Annotated in this window: 21 protein-coding genes and 2 riboswitches; of the genes, 8 read left to right on the top strand and 13 right to left on the bottom strand. The window is 61.0% G+C overall.

All coding sequences use genetic code 11. From position 1 onward, the window contains the following. Positions 1-120: 120 nt before the first annotated feature. Entirely contained in the window at positions 121-615 is a 495-nt protein-coding gene (locus ANTHELSMS3_RS05525; RefSeq protein WP_094034009.1) for an MORN repeat-containing protein, read from the bottom strand. A gap of 149 nt (positions 616-764) precedes the next feature. Between ANTHELSMS3_RS05525 and ANTHELSMS3_RS05530 the strand changes: the two genes are divergently transcribed. Next, the gene (locus tag ANTHELSMS3_RS05530) at positions 765-2423 is read left to right on the top strand and encodes an NAD+ synthase (protein WP_094034010.1); all 1659 of its coding nucleotides are present in this window, start codon (positions 765-767) and stop codon (positions 2421-2423) included. 18 nt (positions 2424-2441) lie between these two features. On the opposite strand, the gene ANTHELSMS3_RS05535 is transcribed toward ANTHELSMS3_RS05530, so the two are convergent. Genes ANTHELSMS3_RS05535 through ANTHELSMS3_RS05550 form a run of 4 tightly spaced genes read right to left on the bottom strand, consistent with a single transcriptional unit; the run spans position 2442 to position 4973 of the window. Further along, a complete protein-coding gene (locus tag ANTHELSMS3_RS05535) occupies positions 2442-3092 on the bottom strand; it encodes an SGNH/GDSL hydrolase family protein (RefSeq protein ID WP_157733402.1) in 651 nt (216 codons plus the stop codon). Positions 3093-3118: 26 nt separating this feature from the next. Next, complete coding sequence (locus ANTHELSMS3_RS05540; RefSeq protein ID WP_094034012.1) at positions 3119-3502, bottom strand: metallopeptidase family protein; 384 nt, start codon at positions 3500-3502, stop codon at positions 3119-3121. Further along, positions 3499-4032, bottom strand: coding sequence for an RNA 2',3'-cyclic phosphodiesterase (gene thpR / locus ANTHELSMS3_RS05545; RefSeq protein WP_094034013.1), 534 nt, complete (start codon positions 4030-4032; stop codon positions 3499-3501). Before thpR ends, ANTHELSMS3_RS05540 begins: the two co-directional genes overlap by 4 nt. Then, positions 4032-4973, bottom strand: coding sequence for a 1-phosphofructokinase family hexose kinase (locus tag ANTHELSMS3_RS05550; protein WP_094036949.1), 942 nt, complete (start codon positions 4971-4973; stop codon positions 4032-4034). The genes thpR and ANTHELSMS3_RS05550 overlap by 1 nt, the downstream gene beginning before the upstream one ends. Positions 4974-5116: 143 nt before the next feature. On the opposite strand from ANTHELSMS3_RS05550, the gene gltX reads away from it, so the two are divergent. After that, positions 5117-6445, top strand: coding sequence for a glutamate--tRNA ligase (gene gltX, locus ANTHELSMS3_RS05555; RefSeq protein WP_094034014.1), 1329 nt, complete (start codon positions 5117-5119; stop codon positions 6443-6445). Positions 6446-6493: 48 nt separating this feature from the next. Here the strand turns inward: gltX and ANTHELSMS3_RS05560 are convergent, their stop codons facing one another. Continuing rightward, positions 6494-7063 (bottom strand): gamma-glutamylcyclotransferase, encoded by a 570-nt coding sequence (locus ANTHELSMS3_RS05560; RefSeq protein WP_094034015.1) that lies wholly within the window; start codon positions 7061-7063, stop codon positions 6494-6496. Between the two features lie 92 nt (positions 7064-7155). Here ANTHELSMS3_RS05560 and ANTHELSMS3_RS05565 point away from each other — a divergent pair, with 92 nt between their 5' ends. The 5 genes from ANTHELSMS3_RS05565 (at position 7156) to ANTHELSMS3_RS05585 (ending at position 13062) form a co-directional block, all read left to right on the top strand. Then, positions 7156-7644, top strand: coding sequence for an RrF2 family transcriptional regulator (locus ANTHELSMS3_RS05565; RefSeq protein WP_094036950.1), 489 nt, complete (start codon positions 7156-7158; stop codon positions 7642-7644). A gap of 6 nt (positions 7645-7650) precedes the next feature. Continuing rightward, positions 7651-7750: riboswitch (glycine riboswitch) on the top strand. Position 7751: 1 nt separating this feature from the next. Then, a riboswitch (glycine riboswitch) is annotated at positions 7752-7820 on the top strand. Positions 7821-7903: 83 nt separating this feature from the next. Then, complete coding sequence (gene gcvT, locus ANTHELSMS3_RS05570) at positions 7904-9022, top strand: glycine cleavage system aminomethyltransferase GcvT (RefSeq protein WP_094036951.1); 1119 nt, start codon at positions 7904-7906, stop codon at positions 9020-9022. A 16-nt stretch (positions 9023-9038) separates the two neighbouring features. Beyond that, entirely contained in the window at positions 9039-9398 is a 360-nt protein-coding gene (gene gcvH, locus ANTHELSMS3_RS05575) for a glycine cleavage system protein GcvH (RefSeq protein ID WP_094034016.1), read from the top strand. A gap of 145 nt (positions 9399-9543) precedes the next feature. Further along, positions 9544-12390, top strand: coding sequence for an aminomethyl-transferring glycine dehydrogenase (gcvP, locus tag ANTHELSMS3_RS05580; protein ID WP_094034017.1), 2847 nt, complete (start codon positions 9544-9546; stop codon positions 12388-12390). 267 nt (positions 12391-12657) lie between these two features. Beyond that, complete coding sequence (locus tag ANTHELSMS3_RS05585) at positions 12658-13062, top strand: response regulator (RefSeq protein ID WP_094034018.1); 405 nt, start codon at positions 12658-12660, stop codon at positions 13060-13062. 19 nt (positions 13063-13081) lie between these two features. On the opposite strand, the gene ANTHELSMS3_RS05590 is transcribed toward ANTHELSMS3_RS05585, so the two are convergent. The 4 genes from ANTHELSMS3_RS05590 to ANTHELSMS3_RS05605 all read right to left on the bottom strand — a co-directional run bounded on the left by ANTHELSMS3_RS05590 (position 13082) and on the right by ANTHELSMS3_RS05605 (position 20056). Then, positions 13082-15610 (bottom strand): ATP-binding protein, encoded by a 2529-nt coding sequence (locus tag ANTHELSMS3_RS05590; RefSeq protein WP_198319885.1) that lies wholly within the window; start codon positions 15608-15610, stop codon positions 13082-13084. A 238-nt stretch (positions 15611-15848) separates the two neighbouring features. After that, entirely contained in the window at positions 15849-16763 is a 915-nt protein-coding gene (locus tag ANTHELSMS3_RS05595) for an inositol monophosphatase family protein (RefSeq protein WP_094034020.1), read from the bottom strand. Positions 16764-16850: 87 nt separating this feature from the next. Then, the gene (locus ANTHELSMS3_RS05600; protein ID WP_094034021.1) at positions 16851-19367 is read right to left on the bottom strand and encodes an ABC transporter permease; all 2517 of its coding nucleotides are present in this window, start codon (positions 19365-19367) and stop codon (positions 16851-16853) included. Next, complete coding sequence (locus ANTHELSMS3_RS05605; protein ID WP_094034022.1) at positions 19364-20056, bottom strand: ABC transporter ATP-binding protein; 693 nt, start codon at positions 20054-20056, stop codon at positions 19364-19366. The genes ANTHELSMS3_RS05600 and ANTHELSMS3_RS05605 overlap by 4 nt, the downstream gene beginning before the upstream one ends. Before the next feature lie 15 nt (positions 20057-20071). Between ANTHELSMS3_RS05605 and ANTHELSMS3_RS05610 the strand changes: the two genes are divergently transcribed. Continuing rightward, positions 20072-20743, top strand: a complete 672-nt coding sequence (locus ANTHELSMS3_RS05610; protein WP_094034023.1) for an arylesterase — start codon at positions 20072-20074, stop codon at positions 20741-20743. A 14-nt stretch (positions 20744-20757) separates the two neighbouring features. Here the strand turns inward: ANTHELSMS3_RS05610 and ANTHELSMS3_RS05615 are convergent, their stop codons facing one another. From ANTHELSMS3_RS05615 to ANTHELSMS3_RS05625, 3 genes are all read right to left on the bottom strand, one after another. Further along, positions 20758-20949 carry a hypothetical protein gene (locus ANTHELSMS3_RS05615; protein ID WP_157733403.1) on the bottom strand — a complete coding sequence of 64 codons (192 nt, stop codon included), beginning with the start codon at positions 20947-20949 and terminating at the stop codon, positions 20758-20760. A 92-nt stretch (positions 20950-21041) separates the two neighbouring features. After that, positions 21042-22211, bottom strand: a complete 1170-nt coding sequence (locus tag ANTHELSMS3_RS05620) for a geranylgeranyl reductase family protein (RefSeq protein ID WP_254694852.1) — start codon at positions 22209-22211, stop codon at positions 21042-21044. Further along, positions 22208-22762 (bottom strand): L,D-transpeptidase, encoded by a 555-nt coding sequence (locus ANTHELSMS3_RS05625; RefSeq protein ID WP_094034025.1) that lies wholly within the window; start codon positions 22760-22762, stop codon positions 22208-22210. Before ANTHELSMS3_RS05625 ends, ANTHELSMS3_RS05620 begins: the two co-directional genes overlap by 4 nt. Between the last annotated feature and the right edge of the window lie 54 nt (positions 22763-22816).

Raw genomic sequence — 22816 nt, forward strand, 5'->3', positions numbered from 1 at the left:
TGTCGGAGTTGGCTCCAAAATTGGGAAAAACCTAATGGAGGGACCGGGCAGGGGCAATGGCTTTCGAAAACGGGCCGCGATGGGGTACCTTTGCACGGCGTCCGACATCGGTGCCGCAGCCTATTGCGCGGGTCCCAGATAGGTGGAGTTTTCCCACATCCCCTCATGGACGGTGCCATCGGTTTTGATCAATCGGCCCTTGCCGGTCACCGCGCCGTCCACAAATTGGCCGAAATAGCGCGTGCCGTCCGAATAGAGCAGTGCGCCTTCGCCGTGCCGTTTGTCATCCTTGTATTGCCCTTCGTAGTAGTCTCCGTTGAGATGCCAAGCCTTTCCAGAGCCGTGCCTATAGCCGTTCACGAATTGGCCTTCGTATGTCTTGAAGCCTTGCCCATCGACAATGCGACCATGACCTGTGAGTTCGCCGTTCACGAAGCCTCCGACATAGCTGCCGCCGCCGGGCAGGTGCATCGTGCCGACGCCGTGCGGTTTCCCCAATACCATGGGTCCATCGTAGCGCGCGCCATTGGAATAGGTTTTTGTGTCCGCCATGGCCGACCCTGAAAAGGACAGCAGGATCGCAGTGACGAGGGCGGCGGGCAGGGTAGGGCGCATCTGAAGGCTCCGTTAGGTGTGAATGCGCGCAAGAAACCGGCTAGGTGGTGGCGGTGCAAGGCGAAAGCGCCGGTTTGGCGGCATGGGCTTTCTTCCGCAGTGCCATCTGCTATGTCGGGCATCAAACCTGATTGAAGAGGCGCACGCCGATGAGTGACCGTTTCCGCCTGACCCTGGCGCAACTGAATCCCACTGTGGGCGATCTGGACGGCAATGCCGCCAAGGCGCAGGCCGCCTGGCAGCAAGGCATCGAACAGGGCGCCGACATGGTGGCCCTGCCAGAGATGTTCATTGCCGGTTACAACGCGCAGGATCTGGTGATGAAGCCCGCCTTCTACACCGCCGCGATGAAGGCGGTCGACGAACTGGCTGCCGCCTGCGCTGATGGTCCGGCGCTGGGCATCGGCGGTCCATATGTCGAGGGAACAGAGCTGTTCAACGCCTATTTCATCTGTCGCGGCGGCAAGGTGGTGACGCGGGTGCTGAAACATCACCTGCCGAACGAGACGGTCTTTGATGAGGTGCGTATCTTTGACAGCGGCCCGATTGGGGGGCCCTATGCCGTGGGCAACACGCGGATCGGATCACCGATCTGTGAGGACGCATGGCATGAGGATGTGGCCGAAACGCTGGTCGAAACTGGGGCCGAATTCCTGTTGGTGCCCAATGGATCGCCTTACTACCGAGGCAAGATGGAAACCCGGTTGAACCACATGGTCGGCCGCGTCGTCGAAACCGGCTTGCCTCTGATCTACCTCAACATGGTGGGCGGTCAGGACGATCAGGTGTTCGATGGCGCGTCATTCGTGCTGAATCCGGGCGGCCAGATCGCTGTGCAACTGCCTGCCTTCGACGAATGTGTGGTGCCGGTGGACATGGTACGCGGTGCGGATGGCTGGCGCTGTGAGGAAGGGATGTTTGAAAAGCACCCCGACGACTGGGAGCAGGATTACCGCGCAATGGTCGAATCCCTGCGCGATTATCTGCGCAAGTCGGGTTTTTCCAAGGTCTTGCTGGGCATGTCGGGTGGTGTCGATTCGGCGCTAGTGGCGACAATCGCCGCCGATGCGATTGGCCCGCAGAACGTGCGCTGCGTGATGTTGCCGTCGGAATACACTTCTCAGCACTCACTAGAGGACGCCAAGGCCTGCGCCACAGCGCTGGGCTGTCACTATGATTTTCTCCCTATCGCGCAGGGCCGTGCGGCAATCACCGACACGCTGGCCCCATTGTTTGAGGGGCGCGCAGCGGACGTGACAGAGGAAAACATCCAGTCACGCCTGCGCGGCCTCCTGTTGATGGCGCTGTCCAACAAGTTTGGTGAGATGCTGCTGACCACGGGCAATAAATCCGAAGTCGCGGTGGGTTATGCCACGATCTATGGCGACATGGCGGGCGGTTATAACCCGATCAAAGACCTGTATAAAACGCGGGTGTTCGAAACCTGCCGCTGGCGTAACCTGCACCACCGCGACTGGATGATGGGGAATTCGGGGGAGGTGATCCCCGACCGGATCATCACCAAACCGCCCAGTGCAGAGTTGCGCGATGATCAGAAAGACAGCGACTCTCTGCCAGACTACCCGGTGCTGGATGCGATTTTGGAGATCCTCGTGGACCGCGACGGGTCGATCGAGGATTGCGTGGCCGCAGGTTATGACCGTGCCGACGCGAAACAAGTTGAGCGACTGCTGTATCTCAGCGAATACAAACGGTTCCAGTCCGCCCCCGGTACACGGTTGACCAAACACGCCTTTTGGCTAGACCGTCGCTATCCCATTGTGAACCGCTGGCGCGATCCAAGCTGAACTGGACTTTTGACAGGATCAGCGCGCGATTTCCTGCGCAAGGTAGCGACCCAGAAGGGACGCGCCCTTGCGGCTGGGGTGCAGGAGGTCGCGGTCGTAGTGTGACAGGTCGTAGGGATCGATCACGGCCTTACCGGACAGATAGGTCATGGCCTGTATCCTTGGCGCAAGTCTTTGCAGGCGCTGGCTGAGGATGGCGAGTTCGTCTACGCAAGGCGCAAAGGGGCCGCCAACGGTGGGGACGTCGTAATAATCCAGCCAATAGATCCGCGCACCCGATTTGGCCAGTTGCGCGACAAAGCTGGGGATTTCACCCTGTCGCCCATCGTCAGAGATCAGCTGGTTCAGCACGGCGCCGCAAGCGCGACAGCCGCATTCCCCCATCAGATCATTGCCGCCGCCGTCCAGAACGATCACATCCCAATCTCCACGCCGCATCTGGCGGCGGATGTCGAAACCCGTGGCTGCCGCAAGCACGCCACTGTGGGAAAACCGCGCGCCGGGCACGGATTTGTTTTTCACGGTCACCTGTGTGGAGGCGGCAAGCTGATCTGCAACGGACTGACCGGCGGCGCGGTGCCAGGCGAGGATGGAATCGCCAAGGACAAGGACATTTTCCGCGCGGGCAGGAGCGGCGATCAGGAGCAAGAGAATGAGTAAATGACGCATCCCAAGTGAACTAGAGCGATACCCGTCTATTCCCACCATCGATCAATCGCGGCGATGTCATCGTCGGACCAGCCAAAGTGATGCGCAAACTCATGGACCGTGACATGGGCGATTAGATCGTCCAATTCGATATCACCACGGTCGCGCCATTCGTTCAGGATCGGCTCGCGGAACAGCCAGACCGTATCGGGAAACGGCGCGGGATCGGCAAAGCTTTTGTGCGTCATGGGTACACCGTCGTACATCCCAGTCAGCTCCAGCGGGTTTCTGATCTGCATGTCATTGAGGATGTCCCGCGGTGGCCAGTCGACAACACGCAACAGGACGTTCTGCGCCCCGGCGCGGAACGGTTCGGGAAAGCCCGCAACGGTACGCTGGGCAACGTCATGGAAGCGGGCAACGTCGGTCATATCAGCACGGCCAGCGGGTAGCGGGACAGTTCTTCGTGGATCGCGCCATCGGGATGCAGGGTCGAGGCGTACAGGCTGACCGCGTCACAAACAAATGGTCCGACCGTCGCGCTGGCCAGAACGGCCAGCACCGGGCCCGCGTTTTCGCGGGCACCCATCCGGGACAGCGTTACATGCGGGCGAAAGCGGCGGCGTTCAGGTGCGATACCCACGCCGCGCAACCGCGACAGCACCCGGGTGTGCAGCGTTGTCAGGTCGGCACCGCCGTCAGCCTCCAACGCGATGGCCTGCCCGTGCCTGCCGCCAAAGACGGTGCCGCCCGACAGGGTCAGACGTTGTGCAGGGGACCGCAGGGTTTGCAGACCTTCATGGATGGCCTCGGCCTGCTCTTCGGTCTGGTCGCCAAGGAAGGCCAGCGTCAGGTGCAGGTTGTCAAAGGGTACGGTGCGGCCGGTGGGAAAGCGGGACTGCAACGCCTCTAGCGTGGTACGAGCCGTTTCAGGCAGGGGAAGGGCGATGAACAGGCGCATCAGAGGGCGATCAACTGTGTCAGCGGAAGAAATTTGGCGAAATCCTCGGGCAGGCACAGTTGGGTGCCGGGGCTGATAACGGCCGCAGCGGCTGCGGCGGCGCCTTGGCGCAGAGCCTCGGGGGGGGCAGCGCCCTCCGCCAGTGCCTTGACCATCCCGCCGACAAAGCTGTCGCCGGCGCCGATGGCGCTGACCACGGTTTGGTTGGCGGCGGAGACATACCATTGACCTTCAGGGGTGGCCATGACGGAACCGTCCGCGCCCCGGGCGATGATGATCAGATCAGCCGCCCCACGCACCCGCAGTTCTTCGGCAAACGCGGCGCTGTCCGCGCGGGTGTCCAGCGGACGCCCCGACAGATCGCGCGCCTCGGCGCTGTCCATGCGCAGGATATAGGGGGCAGGTTGCGGGCTGTCGGCCTGATGGGCCAGATGTGCGCCAGATGTGTCGATCACCACGCGCCGTCCCGGCAGGCGGGCGCAGGCGCGTGTGATCCAGCCGGGCGCGCATCCCAGCGGCATACTACCTGACAAAACGATGAACGCCCCCGGCTCTGCCTCTTCGGCCAGCGTGTCCAGAACGCTGTCCAATTGCGCCTCAGTCCATGTCGGGCCAGTCATGACAAAACGGTATTGTTCGCCACTGCTGTCATCGGTCACGGCAAAGCTATAGCGCGTCTCTCCCGGGGCGGGCAGGCGTACCAGATCAAGCCCGCGCCGTTCCAATAATTCGCCCAGCGTCGTCCCGGTGTGCCCGCCCAGCGCCACCAGCGCGCGGGCATGGCCTCCCAATTGGACAATCGCGCGGGCCACGTTGACGCCGCCGCCGCCCGGCTCGGCGGTTTCCGGTCCGCAACGCAGCTTTGGCCCCGGGATGACAGACGGGCAGGAGGTGGCCAGATCAAGCGCCGGGTTCAGTGTGACAGTCAGGATATGGGTCATGGGCGCATCTCCTTGGCGGCCCTTGGCGCCGCTTTGTCCCATTTGCCTAACATTCGCGCGCGATGCGGGCCAGTGGGGCCCTTGCGGAACTGGACAAATGCGCTGCCTTGTGAAAACACCGCGCCTCGTCAGGAGGCACGATCATGACCGTCACCCGTTTCGCCCCGTCGCCCACAGGATACATCCATGTGGGCAATCTGCGCACCGCGCTGTTCAACCATCTGATCGCCCGCAAGAGCGGTGGCCAGTTCGTTCTGCGCATCGACGACACCGACCCGGAGCGGTCGAAAGAGGAATACGTCGACGCGATCAAGCAAGACCTCGAATGGTTGGGCCTGACATGGGACCGGGTGGAACGACAGTCCGCGCGGCTGGACCGTTACACGTCGGCGGCAGACAAACTACGCGACATGGGGCGGTTCTACGAGGCGTTTGAGACGCCCACGGAACTGGACCTGAAGCGCAAGAAGCAGCTGAACATGGGCAAGCCGCCGGTTTATGACCGCGCTGCGCTGTCTTTGTCGGAGGACGACAAGGCCAAGCTGCGCGCCGAACGCGGCGATGGCGTCTGGCGCTTCAAGCTGGATCAGGAACGCATTTCTTGGGACGACGGCATTCTGGGTGAGGTGTCGATTGACGCGGCCAGTGTGTCCGATCCGGTGCTGATCCGGGCGGATGGGCAGTTCCTGTATACGCTGGCCTCTGTTGTCGATGACATGGAAATGGGCATCACCCATGTGGTGCGTGGCAATGACCATGTGACCAACACGGCGACGCAGATCCAGATGATCCGCGCGCTGGGCGGAGAGCCGCCCGCCTTTGCGCACCACTCGCTGCTGACCGGCCCGCAGGGGGAATCGCTGTCGAAACGTTTGGGCACGCTGGCCTTGCGTGATCTGCGAGAAGCAGGGGTAGAGCCAGAGGCGCTGCTGTCGCTGATGGCGCGCCTGGGGTCGTCGCAGCCGGTGGAACTGCGGATGTCGCTGGATGAAATCGCCGACGGGTTCGAGCTGCCGCAGTTCGGGTCCGCGCCGACCAAGTTCGACGTCGAAGATCTGTACCCGCTGACCGCGAAAAAGCTGCACGGGCTGGAGCTGGCGTCTGTCGCGGATGAACTGGCCGCGCTGGGCGTTCCCGGTGATCTGGCTGCGCCGTTCTGGAAGGTGGTGCGTGAGAACATCACCACCCGTAAGGATATTGCCGGTTGGTGGGATCTGTTCCGCGACGGGGCCGCGCCGATGGTGGCCGATGAGGATCAGGCGTTTGTCACAGAGGCCTTTGGCCTGCTGGGCGAGCCGCCCTATGCCGCAGACACATGGGGTACTTGGACCGCTGCGGTAAAAGATGCGACGGGCCGCAAGGGCAAGGGTCTGTTCATGCCGCTGCGCAAGGCCGTGACCGGGTTGGAACGCGGGCCGGAAATGGCCGATGTGATGCCGCTGTTGCAGAAAAAGCCCGGCAGCGCGGGCTGAGGATGAACGCGCCCCGCCGCTGAATTACGCGGCGGGCTGCGACATGCATCAATCTGCGGCCGTGATGATCCGGCTGCCCATTAACTCCAGTCCTGTGTCGGTCAGCGTGCGGATCTCATCCGTCAGAGCGCAGGTGCGGCTGTATTGAGGGGCCGCGCGATCATCGAGGATCGGGGCCTCCCATCCCAGCGTGGTTTCAAAGAAGCAGGCAGGACCGGCGGGGCCGTATTCCGACAAGTAACCCGCGACAACCACATCAAGATAGCTCAGCAGGATCGGGTTGTCCGGTCCGGGTGCGCGGTGGCGGGCCGGGTCGATAGCATAGACGACGATTTCCTTCGCGTCCGATTTGTGGTCCAGCGTCGCAGTTGCGTCGTGACGGTCATAGGCTGCCTCACGCTGGTCCAGTTCTGCCCAGTTTTCACCGGGAACTGGGGCAATAAGGCCGTCAATACTGGCCTGCGGGTCGCGGACCGCTGTGAGATAGCACAGCGCCCGTTCGGGGACGGCGCGCCACGCACGATGCCATCCGTTCAGGCGGGCGCGGTACGCCGGGGCGTGGAGGTGTGTGGTCCGATTGACCAGTGATCCGTAGCCGAAGAAATATATATGCTGCATGTGGGAAATATTTACCCCAATTGACGCATGTCAAACCCGGATTTCGTTCAACATGTCAGTAAGACCCTGTCCTGATGGCTGGGGAGGCCGAAATGCGTGTGACGAAAAGAACCAATATTGCCATGCGTGTGCTGATGTATTGCGCGGCAAATCCTGATCGTCTGGTCACAAAGCATGAGATCGCAGAGCGCTGTAATGCCTCAGAGAACCACTTGGCGCAGGTCATCAACCAGTTGGCGCAGATGGGTTTTTTGCACACCCAGCGCGGCCGCAACGGTGGGCTGGAACTGGGTCGTCCGGCCATCGAGATCGTCATCGGCGACGTATTTCGCGCCCTTGAGCAGCCCGTGCCCTTGGCGGAATGCTTTGCAGATGTGGACAACACCTGCCCCCTGAAAGAGGCGTGCCGCCTGCGAGACGCGCTCAACAACGCAGCCAATGCTTTCTACGAGACACTGGACCTGATTACGCTGGATTCGCTGGTCTGCGACAACCCCGCGCTGCTGGAGATCATTTCGCCCGCCGGTTGCACGGCACGACGTCGCCCGGGCACGCTTGTCAATGCCGGGGCAATCGACTAGCGTCGCGGCAACTTCGACGGGAGAACCGGTGCGGCCTTGGCCAAACCCGGTGCCGAAGGCGCAACCGCCCCGGAAACGCTCAGGCCCAATGGACCGCGAAGGAACGACACTCTGGAGAGAGGCGCAGTATGGGCGTCCGCCGAAGGGATAGCGATCTCAGGCCAAGGGACAGAGGGGGCAGTGAAGGTACGGAACGGGTCCGTGCCGGTACTGTCCGGACGCCGCGCGTTTCGGGGAAAGGGAACGCATGGCTGACGACCTGACAGAATTGAAAACCACCGTCCTGAATGACCTGCACCACGCGCAAGGCGCAAAGATGGTGGGGTTTGCCGGCTATGAAATGCCGGTCCAGTACAAGCTGGGGGTCCTCAAGGAACATCTGCACACACGGGCGTCTGCCGGTCTGTTCGACGTCAGCCACATGGGGCAGGTGATCCTGCGTGGCCCGGACGTGGCAAAGGCGCTGGAGTCTCTGGTGCCGGTCGATGTGGTCGGACTGGCCGAGGGGCGTCAGCGTTACGCGCTGTTTACCAACGATGCGGGCGGGATCGAGGATGACTTGATGATTGCCAACCGGGGCGATCACCTGTTTCTGGTGGTCAACGCCGCCTGCAAACACGCGGATGTCGCGCGGATGCGCGCCGCGCTGGAACCGCAGGGCATTACCGTCAAGATGCTGGAAAACCGGGCGCTTGTGGCCTTGCAGGGGCCTGCGGCCGAAGATGTCTTGGCCGAACATTGCCCGGACGTGCGAGAGATGAAATTCATGGACGTGGCGACGCTGCCGATTGCTGGCGCGGAATGCTGGATCTCACGGTCTGGCTATACCGGCGAGGATGGATTTGAAATTTCAGTGCCCAATGCCGCAGCGATGGATCTGGCGAAATCGCTCTTGGGGGACGCGCGGGTTGAGGCGATCGGCCTTGGCGCTCGGGATTCTTTGCGGCTGGAGGCTGGGCTGTGCCTGTACGGGCAGGATCTGGATACAGACACCACGCCGATCGCGGCTGGGTTGGGCTGGGCGATCTCCAAGGCGCGGCGCACGGATGGCGCGCGCGCAGGTGGCTTTCCGGGAGACACGCGTATTCTGTCTGAAATGGCAGAGGGCACGGCCCTCAAGCGGGTCGGCCTGCGGCCCGAAGGCCGCGCGCCGTTGCGGGCAGGCGTTGTGTTGTTCGACGCCGAAGAGGGCGGTTCAGAGATGGGCACGGTGACCTCTGGCGGCTTTGGCCCTTCGGTGGAAGGGCCTGTATCTATGGGGTATGTGCCGCGAGCGCAGGCCAGTGAGGGCACCACCCTCTGGGCTGAGTTGCGCGGCAAACGGGTTCCGGTGCGGGTGGCAAAGCTGCCCTTCGTTCCGGCAGGATTCAAACGGTGAAACTGAGGAGACGCACATGAAATTCACCGAAGAGCATGAATGGCTGGAGATCGAAGACGATCTGGTCGTCGTGGGCATTACTACACATGCGGCGGAACAGCTGGGCGACATTGTCTTTGTCGAACTGCCGGACGAAGGCCGTGAAGTGACCAAGGACGAAGAGGTCGTGGTGATCGAGTCGGTCAAGGCAGCGTCGGACATCCTTGCCCCGCTGGATGGCGAGATCGTTGAGGTCAACGAGTCCATCGTCGCGGACCCGGGTAAGGTGAACGAAGATCCCGAGGGCGATGCGTGGTTCTTCAAGATGAAGATCGAAGATCTGTCGGTTCTGGATGAGCTGATGGATGAGAAAGCCTACAAGGCCTTCATTTCCTGAAGACCGCGGCGGGGAACACACGCCCAACGCCCAAAGCCCGACGTGGCGTGGGTGGATGACGGGGGAGGGGGCGCTGCCCCCTCTTGGCCTTTGGCCAATTCACCCCCGGAGTATTTTCACAGAGAAGAAGACGCGGGAGCGGCGCATGACCTACGAGCCCATTGATTACCTGCCCTATGATTTCGCCAACCGGCGTCACATCGGTCCTTCACCCGAAGAGATGGCCGAGATGTTTGACGTGCTTGGCGTGTCGGGTCTGGACCAGTTGATCGAAGAGACGGTGCCAAAGGCGATCCGGCAGGACGAGCCGTTGGATTTTGGCAAGCCGCTGTCCGAACGTGAATTGATTTATCGGCTGCGCGAAGTGGCGGATCGCAACAAGGTGCTGACCTCGCTCATCGGGCAGGGCTATCACGGCACGGTCACGCCGCCTGCGATCCAGCGCAACATCCTTGAGAATCCAGCTTGGTACACGGCCTATACACCCTACCAGCCCGAGATTTCGCAGGGCCGGCTAGAGGCGCTGTTGAACTTTCAGACGATGGTTTGTGATCTGACGGGGCTGGAAATTGCTAATGCCTCTCTGCTGGATGAGGCGACCGCCTGCGCCGAGGCAATGACCATGGCGCAACGGGTGGCCAAATCGAAGGCCAAGGCGTTTTTCGTCGATGAGAACTGTCATCCGCAGAACATTGCGGTGATGAAGACACGGGCCGAGCCCTTGGGGATCGAGGTGATTGTCGGCGCACCGGATGCGCTTGATCCGGGCAGGGTCTTTGGCGCGATCTTTCAGTATCCTGGCACGCATGGCCATGTGCGGGATTTCACCGATGAGATGGCGGCGCTGCATGATGCGCAGGCGGTGGGCATTGTCAGTGCTGATCCACTGGCGCTGTGTTTGCTGAAAGAGCCGGGCGCGATGGGGGCGGATATCGCTGTCGGGTCTACCCAGCGTTTTGGCGTGCCGGTGGGCTATGGCGGCCCGCACGCCGCCTACATGGCGTGCCGTGATGAAATGAAGCGCGCGATGCCCGGACGGATTGTCGGCGTGTCGGTGGACAGCCACGGCAACCGCGCCTACCGCCTGTCACTGCAGACCCGTGAGCAGCATATCCGTCGCGAAAAAGCCACCTCGAACGTCTGCACAGCACAAGCGCTTCTGGCGGTCATGGCCGGGTTCTATGCGGTGTTCCATGGGCCCAAGGGGCTGCGCGCCATTGCGCAGCGCATCCACCGCAAGACTGTCCGTATGGTCAAGGGGCTGGAGGCGGCGGGCTTCAAAGTGGAACCTGACACCTATTTCGACACGATCACCGTGGACGTGGGCTTGCTGCAACGGGGCGTATTGCAAGCGGCGGTGCGCGAAGGGCTGAATCTGCGTCGCGTTGGCAAGACCCGTGTCGGAATCACGCTGGACGAACGCACGCGTCCAGCCACCGTCGAGGCCGTCTGGCGCGCCTTTGGCTTGGTGAAAAAGGATGAGGCGTCAGAATCGGAATACCGTCTGCCCGAGGCGCTGATCCGCACCTCTGAGTATCTTCAGCACGACGTGTTCCACATGAACCGGGCTGAGACGGAGATGATGCGCTATATGCGCCGTCTTGCCGACCGCGATCTGGCGCTGGACCGGGCGATGATTCCGCTGGGCTCCTGCACAATGAAGCTGAACTCGGCCGCTGAGATGATGCCGGTTAGTTGGCGCGAGTTTTCGATGATCCACCCCTATGTGCCTAAGGATCAGGCTCGGGGCTATACGGCAATGATCGAGGATCTGAACGCCAAGCTGTGCCAGATCACCGGGTATGATGCGATTTCCATGCAGCCGAACTCTGGCGCGCAGGGGGAATATGCGGGTCTGCTGACGATCCGGCGGTGGCAACGGGCACGAGGACAGGGCGACCGCAATGTCTGCCTGATCCCGGTCAATGCGCATGGCACCAATCCGGCCTCGGCGCAGATGGTTGGCTGGAAGGTGGTAGCGGTGAAATGCGACGATCACGGCTCCATCGATATCGCAGATTTTCGCGCCAAGGCGGAAAAGCATTCCGATGCGCTGGCGGCCTGCATGATCACCTATCCGTCCACTCATGGCGTGTTCGAGGAGACCGTGAAAGAAGTCTGCTCGATCACCCACGAGCATGGCGGGCAGGTCTATATCGACGGCGCGAACATGAACGCCATGGTCGGCCTGTCCCGTCCCGGCGATCTGGGCGGCGACGTCAGCCACCTGAACCTGCACAAGACCTTCTGCATTCCGCATGGCGGTGGCGGCCCCGGCATGGGGCCGATCGGGGTCAAGCAGCACTTGGTGGAGCATCTGCCGGGCAATCCGTTGGACGAAGAGGGGGGCGCAGTGAGTGCGGCGTCGTTCGGGTCGCCCTCGTTGCTGCCGATCAGCTGGTCCTACTGCCTGATGATGGGCGGCGGCGGGCTTACGCAGGCGACGCGGGTGGCGATCCTGAACGCCAACTACATCGCCAAGCGGCTGGAGGGTGCATATGACGTGCTCTATCGCGGCGGCAAGGGCTGGGTCGCGCATGAGTGCATTCTTGATACGCGCCCGTTCGAGAAATCGGCAGGTGTTACAGTCGAGGACATTGCCAAACGGCTGATGGATGCCGGGTTCCACGCGCCAACGATGAGTTGGCCAGTGGCTGGAACGCTGATGGTGGAGCCGACGGAGTCAGAGACCAAGGCAGAGCTGGACCGTTTTTGCGATGCGATGCTGGCCATCCGAGCCGAAATCCGCGCTATCGAAGACGGACAGATGGACCGCGAGGTAAACCCGCTGAAACTGGCCCCGCACACGATGGAGGATCTGGTGCGCGACTGGGACAGGCCCTATACGCGCGAACAGGGCTGTTTCCCGCCAGGGGCGTTCCGGGTCGACAAATACTGGCCGCCGGTCAATCGGGTCGACAATGTCTATGGCGATAGGCACCTGATTTGCACCTGTCCGCCAATGAGTGAATATGCAGAGGCGGCCGAGTAATACGCGGTGCCGGTGGCCTTTGTTCGACTTCGAATGATGGAACAGGCCGACAGCGATTTTACCGTCTGGCAACAATTGTATCGTATCGAACCAGTTGGAGTCCGATACGATACCACCGAGAAACCGGCCTGCCGATTTGGGTCCGGTCAAATGCTTCGCTTGCGTCTCCGAAGTAGCTGGGGAATGCAAAGGTATGGGAAAAAGTGCCTGTTCGGACTACGTTGTCCAAGCAGATCGGCGCGATGCGGATTCAAACGGTGACTTGAAATGACACACAGGCTGATCATCGCGGATGACAACGCTCAGTTCCTTGAATTTGTCCGAACGGTTGCCGAGGGCGCGGGATGGGTCGTGACGCTGTGCGCGGATGGCATCGAACTTATGGCGATCCTCGAAGAGATGTCTGATCCGGCGCTGGTTTTGGTGGACATCAATATGCCGAACCTTGATGGCGTCGAAGTTGCATGGAAGCTTTCCGATCTCGCCGAGTCCGCCCCTGCGCGGCTTCGATTTATCACCGGTGGCGACCCGTCAAATGCAATCGCTGCGCGCATGATCGCGAAAGCCCGTGAACAGGATCCGGGAATGACCCTGTTCAAACCCATTCCCATCGATAAACTGCGTGAGGTTCTGGCCTATGAGGCAGAAATGCTCAAAGAGCAGTTTTCCTGAATCGACTGTGTGATTTCTCTCAAGCGAGCCCTGAAGTAGGTTTCAGCGCAAGCGCCACAGCGTTCAGCAATACGTCCCTTGGAGCAGGTTTCATCAGTCGGATGTCCTCAGGGCGCAAGCCGTTGCCGTGGACCGTCGACTCGGCCGCATATCCGGACATGAAAATCATCGGCAAATCCGGATGGGTTTCGCGGATGGCGCGGGCCAGATTGGTGCCCTGCAATTCCCCTGGCATGACGATATCGGTGACAAGCAGATCAAAATGCGGATCGCGATGAAAAAGCGCCAACGCCGCATCGCCTGACCCGACGGCCTCGACAACATAGCCAGCGGATTCCAGCGTTGCGATCAGCATTTTGCGGACAGCGGCTTCGTCCTCTGCCAGCAGAATTCGCGATGTCCCGGCCACGGGCGCCGCAAATGTCCGGGACGGACCTTCTTTGTCCAGGGGGGGCTCGTCGCAGGCGGGAAAATACAGTTTGAAGGTCGTGCCACGCCCGAGCTCTGTATAGACCTGCACGGTGCCGCCGGATTGTTTGACGAAGCCCAACACCATCGAAAGCCCAAGCCCTGAACCAGAGCCGGGCGGTTTGGTGGTAAAGAAGGGTTCGAATATACGGTTGAGCGTATCCTGATCTATCCCGGTGCCGGTATCGCTGACGGCAAGCATGACGTATCGCCCGGGGTCCAGCGGTTCATTTCGAGAATCGATATAGGCCTGGTCTATCCGCACGTTGGCCGTTTCGATCGTCACCTTGCCGTGGCCAGAGACCGCGTCTCGGGCGTTGAGGATCAGGTTCAACAACGCGCTTTCCAATGAGGCTGCATCTACATTGGCGGACCATAGCCCGGCCAAAAGCGACGTTTCGATCTGGACGGATTCCGGTAGGGCACGACGCATCCAGTTTTTGGCCTGTAATGCAGTGGTGTTGAGGTCCAGCAGTTCGGGTGACAGGCGGGCGCGGCGGGCAAAGGCAAGCATACTGCGAGTCAGTTCTGCGCCCCGTTGGCTCGCCTCCAGCCCTGCGTCGATCAAAGAGCGCTGGGTTGGATCATCCACCTCTTCTCGCAGCAATTCCAGATTGCCCATTATGACGGCGAGGATGTTATTGAAGTCATGCGCCACACCGCCGGTCAATTTCCCGATGGACTCGAGCTTTTGCGATCTATGAGCCTGTTCTTCCTGCTTGAGGGCCTTCTCCTCAGCGGCGACCTCAGCGCTGACATCGATGAAAATCGCGTCTACACGATGAGTTCCGTCGCCAAGATCCGTGGTTCTGGCGTGTAGGTCGACTGTGCGCACCGTGCCGTCGCGCGCGCGAATGGGCAGGCGAACGCCAACCGGCTTGCCAGTTTCAATGCTTTTGTTGATGGCGCTACGGCCACTTTTGATTGATGCTTCGTCCTGCCCTTGGGACAACAGGCTGTTGTCGGCCATAAGCTCTTCTTGAGAAATACCCCAGATGTCGAAGCATTTTTCGCTGATATGGGTGAACTTTCGCGGTGCGCCGTTTTCCCAAATTCCCTGATAAATCATGCCTGGGATGTTCTCGGCGATGAGGGCAATCTGGTGTTCTGCCTCATTCCTTTGTCGTTCGGCTTTGCGAAAATCCGTGAGATCGGTGTGAAGGCCGACAACCCGCACTTTGCCGGTGGCTTGGTCGATTTCTGTCGCGCGGACAGAACGGATCTCTACCAGTGTGCCGTCCGCTCTGATTATCCGAAAATCGTGCGCACGGGGACTTTCGACGCCCTCCGAGGCTTCCTGGATCAATTGAGTGACCTGTTCCCGGTCATCCGGGTGCAGCAGGTCGATGAAGGCGCTTGGGTCCGCAGGACCCGGACCCTTCTCAAGCCCGTAGAGATCCAACAGACCTTGGTCCACAATCAGTGCCTGTGGCGTTCCGACGTAGCTGAACGTGCCCATATTGTTGTGGTCCAGGACCAGCCGCATCCGTTGCAGCAGGGAGGCGTTGTCCAGAACGATAGATGCAAGTTTCACGCTTTGGGAAACGGCCAACCACGTCAGAATGACGGAAAGGCCACCCACCACCACGAAAAAGGCCGCGTCGAACAGGGCGGTTTCCATTTCCGCAACTATGCCTGACAGCAAGACAGCGCTGCCTGCCAAGATCTGGATAAGCACGTGGGCCAACAAAGCGTAGAAAAGCGCGCGAAGGGGAGGTTTTGGCCATGCTTCGAACGGGGCCAGCCAGCGCAACGCAATTCCGCAAAGCGCGTATCCGAACAAGGCAGGCAAGCCGACCCAGAGCATTGCGCCCCCGATCCACAATCGGATGCAGACAGCAACCAAAAGCGCGCACAAGCCAGCCGAAACGCCGCCAAGATACCCTGCAAAGATCAACGCCCCGGCGACTGTGGTCAGCAGTGCACCACCTTCAAGCACATAAGCGTTGATTGAAAGCACAATTATCGAAATGCCGAAAACGAGTCCCAAGGCAAGATCGGTCTTGGGACTCTGATTGGCAAATCGTGGATTGGACAAAACTAGGTAGAGCAGCGCCGCTGCCAGAATCAAGGCGATCAAACTTTGTATAACCGAAATCAACATACGGCAGACACACTCCAACGGGCCCTCTAAAAAAACAGAGGACGTTCTTCATGTCAGCCTAGCCGCAATTCAGACGAGCGAACAACGTCTTGCCACTGGAAGGGCGCACTTTGATTTGCGACGGCAACAAGGCTGCCAACAAAAGGTCGACGCGCGCGCGACGACAGCCCGCCAGCATCGCAGCAAGAGGTAAAGCGTCTGCTGGTTGCGTTGATCAGGCGTCGGGCTGCTCCTGTTCGGTCGGTGGCGCGTCCTGCGGCGTGTCCAACAGGAAATCGAACGCGTCGCGCACCAATCCCCATGTGACTTCATCGCTGGCCGCCAATAGATAGCCCGAGGTCATGTCCCCGCGGTATTCGGACCCGTCCAGCATGGCCACATGGCCCCCAGCCTGCCGGGTTACGATCACCCCGGCGGGCTGGTCCCACGCGGTGAGCTTGGAAAAGAGGGCAAAATCTATCTCGCCCTGTGCCAGTGTGCGGAACTCATGGCAGGCGCAACGCAGCGACCAGACGCGGCCGAATTTCGTCATCGCAATCGCGGCCTTTTCACGCTTGTCCTGCGGGATCAGGAACAAGGGCACAAATCCGTTCAGTTGATCCATAGTTTTATGCTGGTCGTGTGCGGTGGCGACAAAACGGCGACCGCGCCGGGGCAATTGCAATTGCGCAGGATGGTCGCTGTCGGCCCAGACGATATCGTTCAATACCGGATCGAACAGCAGGCCGAACACCGGCCGCCCAAAGCGCAAGGCAGACACCATGACCCCGAACATCGGCAGGCCCTTGGCATAGTTCCAGGTGCCGTCAACCGGGTCGATGGTAAAGCACAGTTCAGCCTCGGCGATTTTGCCGAGCAGTTCCGGCTTTGCCGACGCGGCCTCTTCGCCAACGATCAACGCGGAGGGAAAAAAGGTCTGAAGTCCACGGGTGATCATCGCCTCGGCAGCGGTGTCGGCCTCTGTCACCAGATCATGCGGCCCGGATTTTTCACCGATCTGATGGCTGCCCAACTTGCGAAAGCGCGGCATGATCTCTGCCTTGGCAGCGCGTCGGACGAGGTTGAACAGCTGGGTACGCTGCGCAGATGTGAGGGGCGCCGTAACCGGCATCGGAAGGGAATCAGTCATGGTTCGAACATCCGGTATTTGCATTGTGTTGCTTTGGTGTTGCCAGCCCAACGGCCACGGCGCAAGGTGACAGCCTGTCCGTTTTTGTCATTCGCGAGCGCGTAGAACCGCCGCCGGACGGGCCGCCAGCGGTCCCCAGGCAAAGCCGAGACCGGCCAGTAGCGTGGCAAGAATCCCGCCGGTGACAATGGCAAATGCGGACGGCCAGATTACCGCAAATTCGCTTTCCATGACAAATGTCATGATCGCCCATGACCCGGTGATGCCCGCGCCAAGTGCAACCGCCCCGGCGGCGGCACCCAGCAAACCCGCGCGCAGCGCAAAGCTGCGCAGGATGCGGGTGCGGCTTGCCCCCAATGTTTTTAGCACGGCTGCCTCATAGGTCCGCGCACCTTCGCCTGCCGCCGCCGCGCTGATCAGCACCAGAAACCCGGTCAGCAGTGTGGCTGCCGCCCCCCACCGCACCGCCTGACCGATGCCGTCCAGTAGCTCACTGACGCGATCGATAGCGTCCCGTACCCGGATTGCGGTGATGTTGGGATAGGCGTTGGCAAGATCGCGCAGGATCTGGGCCTCTGCCGCTTCTTCTGCATAGACAGTCGAAATAAAGGTATGCGGCGCGCCGGACAGGGCGGCGGGGTTCATTGTCATGACAAAACCGATCCCGGCGGTCGAAAAATCGACCTGACGGAAAGAGGTAATGCTGGCGGTGATGTCACGGCCAAGGATGTTGACGGTGATTTCATCGCCCAGTTCCAGCCCCATCTCCTGCGCCTCTTCGGCGGCAAAGCTGATCTGTGGCGGACCATCGTACCCTTCGGGCCACCATGCGCCCTCGGTGACCGTAGTGCGCGCGCCGGGTGTCTCAGAGTATGTCACCCCGCGATCCCCGCGTAGAACCCAGTGTTCGCCAACCGCCTCAACCGCAGGCTTTCCGTTGATCCGCGTGATGATGCCGCGCAACATGGGCGCGCTGTCGATGCGGCTGACGGCGGGGTCGGTTTCTAGTCGGTCCAGATAGCCAGGCATCTGGTCCTTCTGGATATCGACAAAGAAATAGGAGGGCGCGACCTCGGGCAGGTCGCGCTGGATTGCACTGCGCAGGTTGCCGTCGATCTGGCCAATGGCGGCCAGAACCGTCAGGCCAAGGCCAAGAGACAAGACCACCGATCCCGCGCTTTCGCGCGGCCCGCCGATGGCCCCCAGCGCCCAGCGGAGGACCGGGCGGCCGCGTGCCGCAGGTGTCGCCAGACGCGCCAGCCAGCGAATGGCCCAGGCCGCTAGGGCGAGGATCAACAGGGACGCGGCAATGCCGCCCGCCGTCCAAAGCGTCAGTGCCGGATTGCCGGAAAAGACCGCCGCCGCGCTAAGCAGCGCTGCGATCAGCACCAGTGTCGCAAAAACATAACGCCAAGCGGGCAATAGCCGCGCGCTGTCCAGAGCATCGCGAAACAGCGTCGCGGCGCGTACCTCCTCCGCCCGGGCAAGCGGCCAGAGCGTGAACAAAAGTGCCGTCAGCAACCCGTACAATGCCGCCTCCGCCAAAGGGGCAGGGTGCAGGGCAAAGATGGCCGGAACCGGAAGCGCTTCGGTGATCAGCGGCGCGAAAATCAGGGGCACAACCGCGCCAAGTATCAGCCCGATGGCGATGCCCAAAAGGCTAAGCGCACCGATTTGCAGAAAATAGGTCTGAAAGATCACAGAACGAGTTGCCCCAAGCGTGCGCAACGTGGCAATGACCGATGTCTTTTCGGCCAGATAGGCGCGCACCGCGGCCGACACGCCGATGCCGCCCACGGCGAGACCGGAAAGGCCGACTAGGATCAGGAAACTCCCCAGTCGCTCGACAAACCGGGCAATCCCCGGAGCACCGTTGCGCGCATCGCGCCAGCTGAGGCCGGTATCCTCAAACAGGCGTAGCGCCTCTGCCTTGACGGTGTCGAGGTCGATGCCTTCGGGCAGGCGCATTCGGTATTCCGTCTCAAACAACGATCCTGCCGCCAGCAGACCGGAGTCCTGTAAATCCTGCGTCCGCACGATGGTGCGCGGCCCAAGGCCGAACCCGTCCCCGGCGTCGTCCGGTTCTGTCACGATCCGGGCGCGCAGCGTAAATTCTTGCGTGCCAAGGCGAAAATTGTCCCCGCTTTCCAATCCCAGACGGTCGGCAAGGATCGGCGCCATGACCGCACCGTGATCGTTCAACGCCTCTGCCAGCAGCAGCGGCGGGTCCAACACCATCTCACCGAGCAGCGGATAGGCGGCATCGACGGACTTCACTTGCGTCAACCCGCGCTCTGTGGCGTCGTCGCGCGTGACCGTGGCCATGGACCGGAAGTCAGTGACTTCCGACACGGCGTCGGCGGTGTCGTCCATCCAAGCGCGTTCCACGTCTGTTGCGAAACGATAGGTAAACTCCACTTGTGCATCGCCACCCAACAGGACCGCGCCCTGATCCTCGAGTCCCGCCTGAATGGCCGACCGAACAGAGCCGACCCCGGCAATGGCCGCAACCCCAAGAGCCAGGCAGGCAAGGAAGATGCGAAATCCGCGCAACCCGCCCCGCAGCTCACGCCGGGCCAGGCGTGCGGCGATGTTGAGACTCATTCTGCGGCCCTCAGATCCGCGTCATCGACCTGGCCGTCACGCAGCCGCACAACGCGATCGCAACGGGCGGCCAGGTCATGTGCGTGGGTGACAAGCACCAGAGTGGCCCCATGTTCACGCGACAGACCAAAAAGAAGATCGACGATGGCGGCACCATTCACCCCGTCAAGGTTGCCTGTGGGTTCATCCGCCAAAAGGATGTCCGGTTCTGGGGCCAGCGCGCGGGCCAGTGCGACGCGCTGTTGCTCTCCACCGGACATCTGCGCTGGATAGTGGTCGGTACGATGTGACAGGCCGACCTTGTCCAGCATAGCACGCGCGCGGTCAAATGCGCGGCGATCCCCGGCCAGTTCCAGTGGCGTGGCGACGTTTTCCAGTGCGGTCATAGTCGGGATCAGGTGAAAGGACTGAAACACTACGCCCATGTGGTCGCGCCTGAACCGAGCCAGCGCGTCCTCACTCATCGCCGTCAGGTCATGGCCCAAAGCGCGAACCTGCCCGGCTGTAGCGCGCTCTAACCCGCCCATGACCATCAGCAATGAGGACTTTCCCGATCCCGATGGTCCGATCAAGCCGAGCGTTTCGCCCCGCGTGACGTCTAGCGAAATCTTGTGCAGGATTTCTACCAGTCCGGCATTGCCCCTGAGATTGAGAGTGACATCTTGGAGGGACAGGACAGGCTCGGACAAGGGAGATCTCCGGAGATGTTGCGTTGGACCACATATGGGCTGTTAGGCGGTTTGAGCAAGGCGTTGGCGGGGGTGCTCTTGTTGCTTGCTACAGGGGCGGCGGCAGATCGGGTGAACATTCTTGCGCTGGGCGACAGCCTGACGCAAGGCTACGGCTTGATCGAACAAGAGGGGTTTGTGCCGCAACTGCGCGACTGGCTCGCGGAGCGAGGGTATGACGTGCGGATTGTGAATGCCGGGGTGTCCGGCGACACAACTGCGGGTGGATTGGCACGGGTGGAGTGGTCACTGACACCTGACATACAAGCAATGATCGTCGCATTGGGGGGCAACGACCTGCTGCGAGGGATCGATCCGGCGGTGTCCCGTGATAACATTGAGGGCATCCTCAAGGTCGCAGAGGAGCGCGGGCTGGAGGTGTTGCTGATCGGGATGCAGGCACCGGGAAACTATGGACCCGACTACAAGGCAGCCTTTGACGCGCTGTATCCAGAACTGGCCCGTACTTATGACGCGCTTTATCTGGAAAACTTCTTTGCCGGGTTGATGCAGAACGGCAAAGGGCCATCCGATCTGCGCGCGTTTATGCAGCCCGACGGTATCCATCCCAACGCCACGGGTGTGGATCGAATTGTCAATGTGATCGGCCCAAAGGTTGAGGCCCTAATCGAACGTGTGGGAAACTAACGCTTGCAGCCTGCTCAGGCCCCAACCTCGCGGCCCGCATTGTCATGAGTGTGAACCGCAGAAAGAACCAGCGCCATGCCCACCAAAATGCTGGCGCTCAAGTACAAACCTAAGCCCGCAAACAGCGACATATCGTAGGCCAGCCATCCTATCAGGGCGCAGGCAAGTCCGATCATGCTGCCGAGAAGAAAAGAAAAAACCGCCATTGAACCCTCCATCTTTCAGTAAGGTAGGCGGTCATCTCCTAACAAAGGCTTAAGAAACGCCTCCTGATCACGCGGCATTTGTTTTGGATTTTTCATTTACCGCTCATTGCGCGCCACGCAAATCCCGGAAGACGGGAGATCATTTTCTGCATCAAAGCCCCGTATTCTGTTTCCCCAGCCATGAGGCGCAGGTATTCGCTGCGCAAAGTGCGCGAGTTGCGAAAGCTACGAACAAAAGCGGGCCGCAGGCTGGGACGGAACATCAGGTTTCGGAGGAGTCGGGCATGGCGCAAACCGCGGTGAATCGGACGCAAGCTTTGCTTGTAGAGCGATAGCGCGGCCTCAGGTGTTCCTACGGTCAGAGCTTGTTGCACTGCTTTGGCGGCCAGCGCGCCGCTGTCAAGTGCGTGGGCGATCCCCTCTCCGGTGATCGGATCGACGAGTCCAGCCGCGTCACCTGCCAGTAGGATACGGCCCTTGCCGGGTGTGGAGCGGAAATCCCCGAATGGCAGGAACTGACCTTTGACGGTCAGAGTATCGGGAATGTCCAGCACGTCCATATAGCGTTGCAGCGCGGCTTTCATGTCATTGTTGCGGGCCAGCACGCCTCCCACGCCGATGGTTGTGCCGGAGGCCTTGGGAAACTGCCACCCATAGCCCCAGTCCGCCGCACCGAAATCAATCCGCAGCGGGCGGTCTGGGTCTGCCCCGGGGCGTTCCACCTCAAGCGCGAAACCAATTCGATCCTTGTCGTAAGAGCTGCCAAACAGGGTTCTGGCTGTGGCGCTGTTCACGCCGTCCGCCGCGATCAGAAAAGGTGCCTCGAGGCGGCGGTCTGACATGTCGACGGCAGGCCCATCCGGGTCGAGTTTTCCTGCACAGCCCGTAAAATCGACGGCACCCCGGTCTAGAGCGGCGCGGACGAGGGCTGCGTCCAGTTCGAATCGCATGCATAGATGCAAAGGCGGCGCGTCTTTGCTTTCACCTAGGTCCTGGCCAAAGGCATGGAACGCAAAACTATCGCGCCGCTCCAGCGGCACGGGCGGCAGTGGCTCGCCGTAAATACGGCTGTATAATGTGATGGCGCGCCCAGTGAGGCCGCCACCGCACAATTTGTCCCGAGGAAACCGCGCCTTGTCCACCAAGGCCACGCGCAGACCGGATTGCGCTGCGGTCAAGGCGGCAGATGCACCAGCGGGACCGGCCCCCAGAACGATTAGGTCAAATCGATCAACCTGGTGCGCCGAGGCACCTGTTGTCACAGAACGGTAACTTTGGTTCCCGCTGGAACGCGCTCATACAGATCGATCACATGATCGTTGATCATCCGCACGCACCCGTTCGAAACCGAACGCCCGATAGACCGGGGCGCGGTGGTGCCATGGATCGCGTTAAACGTATAGCGATTATTGCGATACAGATACAGCGCGCGTGCGCCCAGCGGATTGCCCGGACCGCCGGGTTGGACATAGTCGTTGTCGATGAATTTGCCGTAAGCCGAGGGATTACGCTCAATCATCGCGTTAGTGGGACGCCAAGTTGGCCATTTCTTCTTGCCACCGACGTCGTAGGTCCCGGAAATCGCCTGCCCGGCGGTGCCAAGGCCCACGCCATAGCGACGAGCCTGTCCAGGAGTTTCGATGTAGTAGAGGAAATGCGCCCTGGACAGGATCAGAATCTGGCCCGGCGCCATGTCCGCCTTGATCCCGACATTCTGCGGCCGATAAATCGGGTCGAGGGAAAAAGCCAATGCTGGCGCTGGGAGCGCTGCGGCAGCCGCAGCGGCGGCAAGGAATGTACGACGTTTCATCATGGCAGACCCCGAAAAAATAACACGAATAGCAGCAAGACATGTCGCCCAAGACGC

Origin of the sequence: Antarctobacter heliothermus (genome assembly GCF_002237555.1) — a bacterium.
Lineage (GTDB): Bacteria > Pseudomonadota > Alphaproteobacteria > Rhodobacterales > Rhodobacteraceae > Antarctobacter > Antarctobacter heliothermus_B.

What these genes read in the sequence shown, in the direction of transcription:
- ANTHELSMS3_RS05525 (WP_094034009.1), bottom strand. Translation starts at nt 615, where the DNA reads ATGCGCCCTACCCTGCCCGCCGCCCTCGTCACTGCGATCCTGCTGTCC.
- ANTHELSMS3_RS05530 (WP_094034010.1), top strand. Translation starts at nt 765, where the DNA reads ATGAGTGACCGTTTCCGCCTGACCCTGGCGCAACTGAATCCCACTGTG.
- ANTHELSMS3_RS05535 (WP_157733402.1), bottom strand. Translation starts at nt 3,092, where the DNA reads ATGCGTCATTTACTCATTCTCTTGCTCCTGATCGCCGCTCCTGCCCGC.
- ANTHELSMS3_RS05540 (WP_094034012.1), bottom strand. Translation starts at nt 3,502, where the DNA reads ATGACCGACGTTGCCCGCTTCCATGACGTTGCCCAGCGTACCGTTGCG.
- thpR (WP_094034013.1), bottom strand. Translation starts at nt 4,032, where the DNA reads ATGCGCCTGTTCATCGCCCTTCCCCTGCCTGAAACGGCTCGTACCACG.
- ANTHELSMS3_RS05550 (WP_094036949.1), bottom strand. Translation starts at nt 4,973, where the DNA reads ATGACCCATATCCTGACTGTCACACTGAACCCGGCGCTTGATCTGGCC.
- gltX (WP_094034014.1), top strand. Translation starts at nt 5,117, where the DNA reads ATGACCGTCACCCGTTTCGCCCCGTCGCCCACAGGATACATCCATGTG.
- ANTHELSMS3_RS05560 (WP_094034015.1), bottom strand. Translation starts at nt 7,063, where the DNA reads ATGCAGCATATATATTTCTTCGGCTACGGATCACTGGTCAATCGGACC.
- ANTHELSMS3_RS05565 (WP_094036950.1), top strand. Translation starts at nt 7,156, where the DNA reads ATGCGTGTGACGAAAAGAACCAATATTGCCATGCGTGTGCTGATGTAT.
- gcvH (WP_094034016.1), top strand. Translation starts at nt 9,039, where the DNA reads ATGAAATTCACCGAAGAGCATGAATGGCTGGAGATCGAAGACGATCTG.
- gcvP (WP_094034017.1), top strand. Translation starts at nt 9,544, where the DNA reads ATGACCTACGAGCCCATTGATTACCTGCCCTATGATTTCGCCAACCGG.
- ANTHELSMS3_RS05585 (WP_094034018.1), top strand. Translation starts at nt 12,658, where the DNA reads ATGACACACAGGCTGATCATCGCGGATGACAACGCTCAGTTCCTTGAA.
- ANTHELSMS3_RS05595 (WP_094034020.1), bottom strand. Translation starts at nt 16,763, where the DNA reads ATGACTGATTCCCTTCCGATGCCGGTTACGGCGCCCCTCACATCTGCG.
- ANTHELSMS3_RS05600 (WP_094034021.1), bottom strand. Translation starts at nt 19,367, where the DNA reads ATGAGTCTCAACATCGCCGCACGCCTGGCCCGGCGTGAGCTGCGGGGC.
- ANTHELSMS3_RS05610 (WP_094034023.1), top strand. Translation starts at nt 20,072, where the DNA reads ATGTTGCGTTGGACCACATATGGGCTGTTAGGCGGTTTGAGCAAGGCG.
- ANTHELSMS3_RS05615 (WP_157733403.1), bottom strand. Translation starts at nt 20,949, where the DNA reads ATGGCGGTTTTTTCTTTTCTTCTCGGCAGCATGATCGGACTTGCCTGC.
- ANTHELSMS3_RS05625 (WP_094034025.1), bottom strand. Translation starts at nt 22,762, where the DNA reads ATGATGAAACGTCGTACATTCCTTGCCGCCGCTGCGGCTGCCGCAGCG.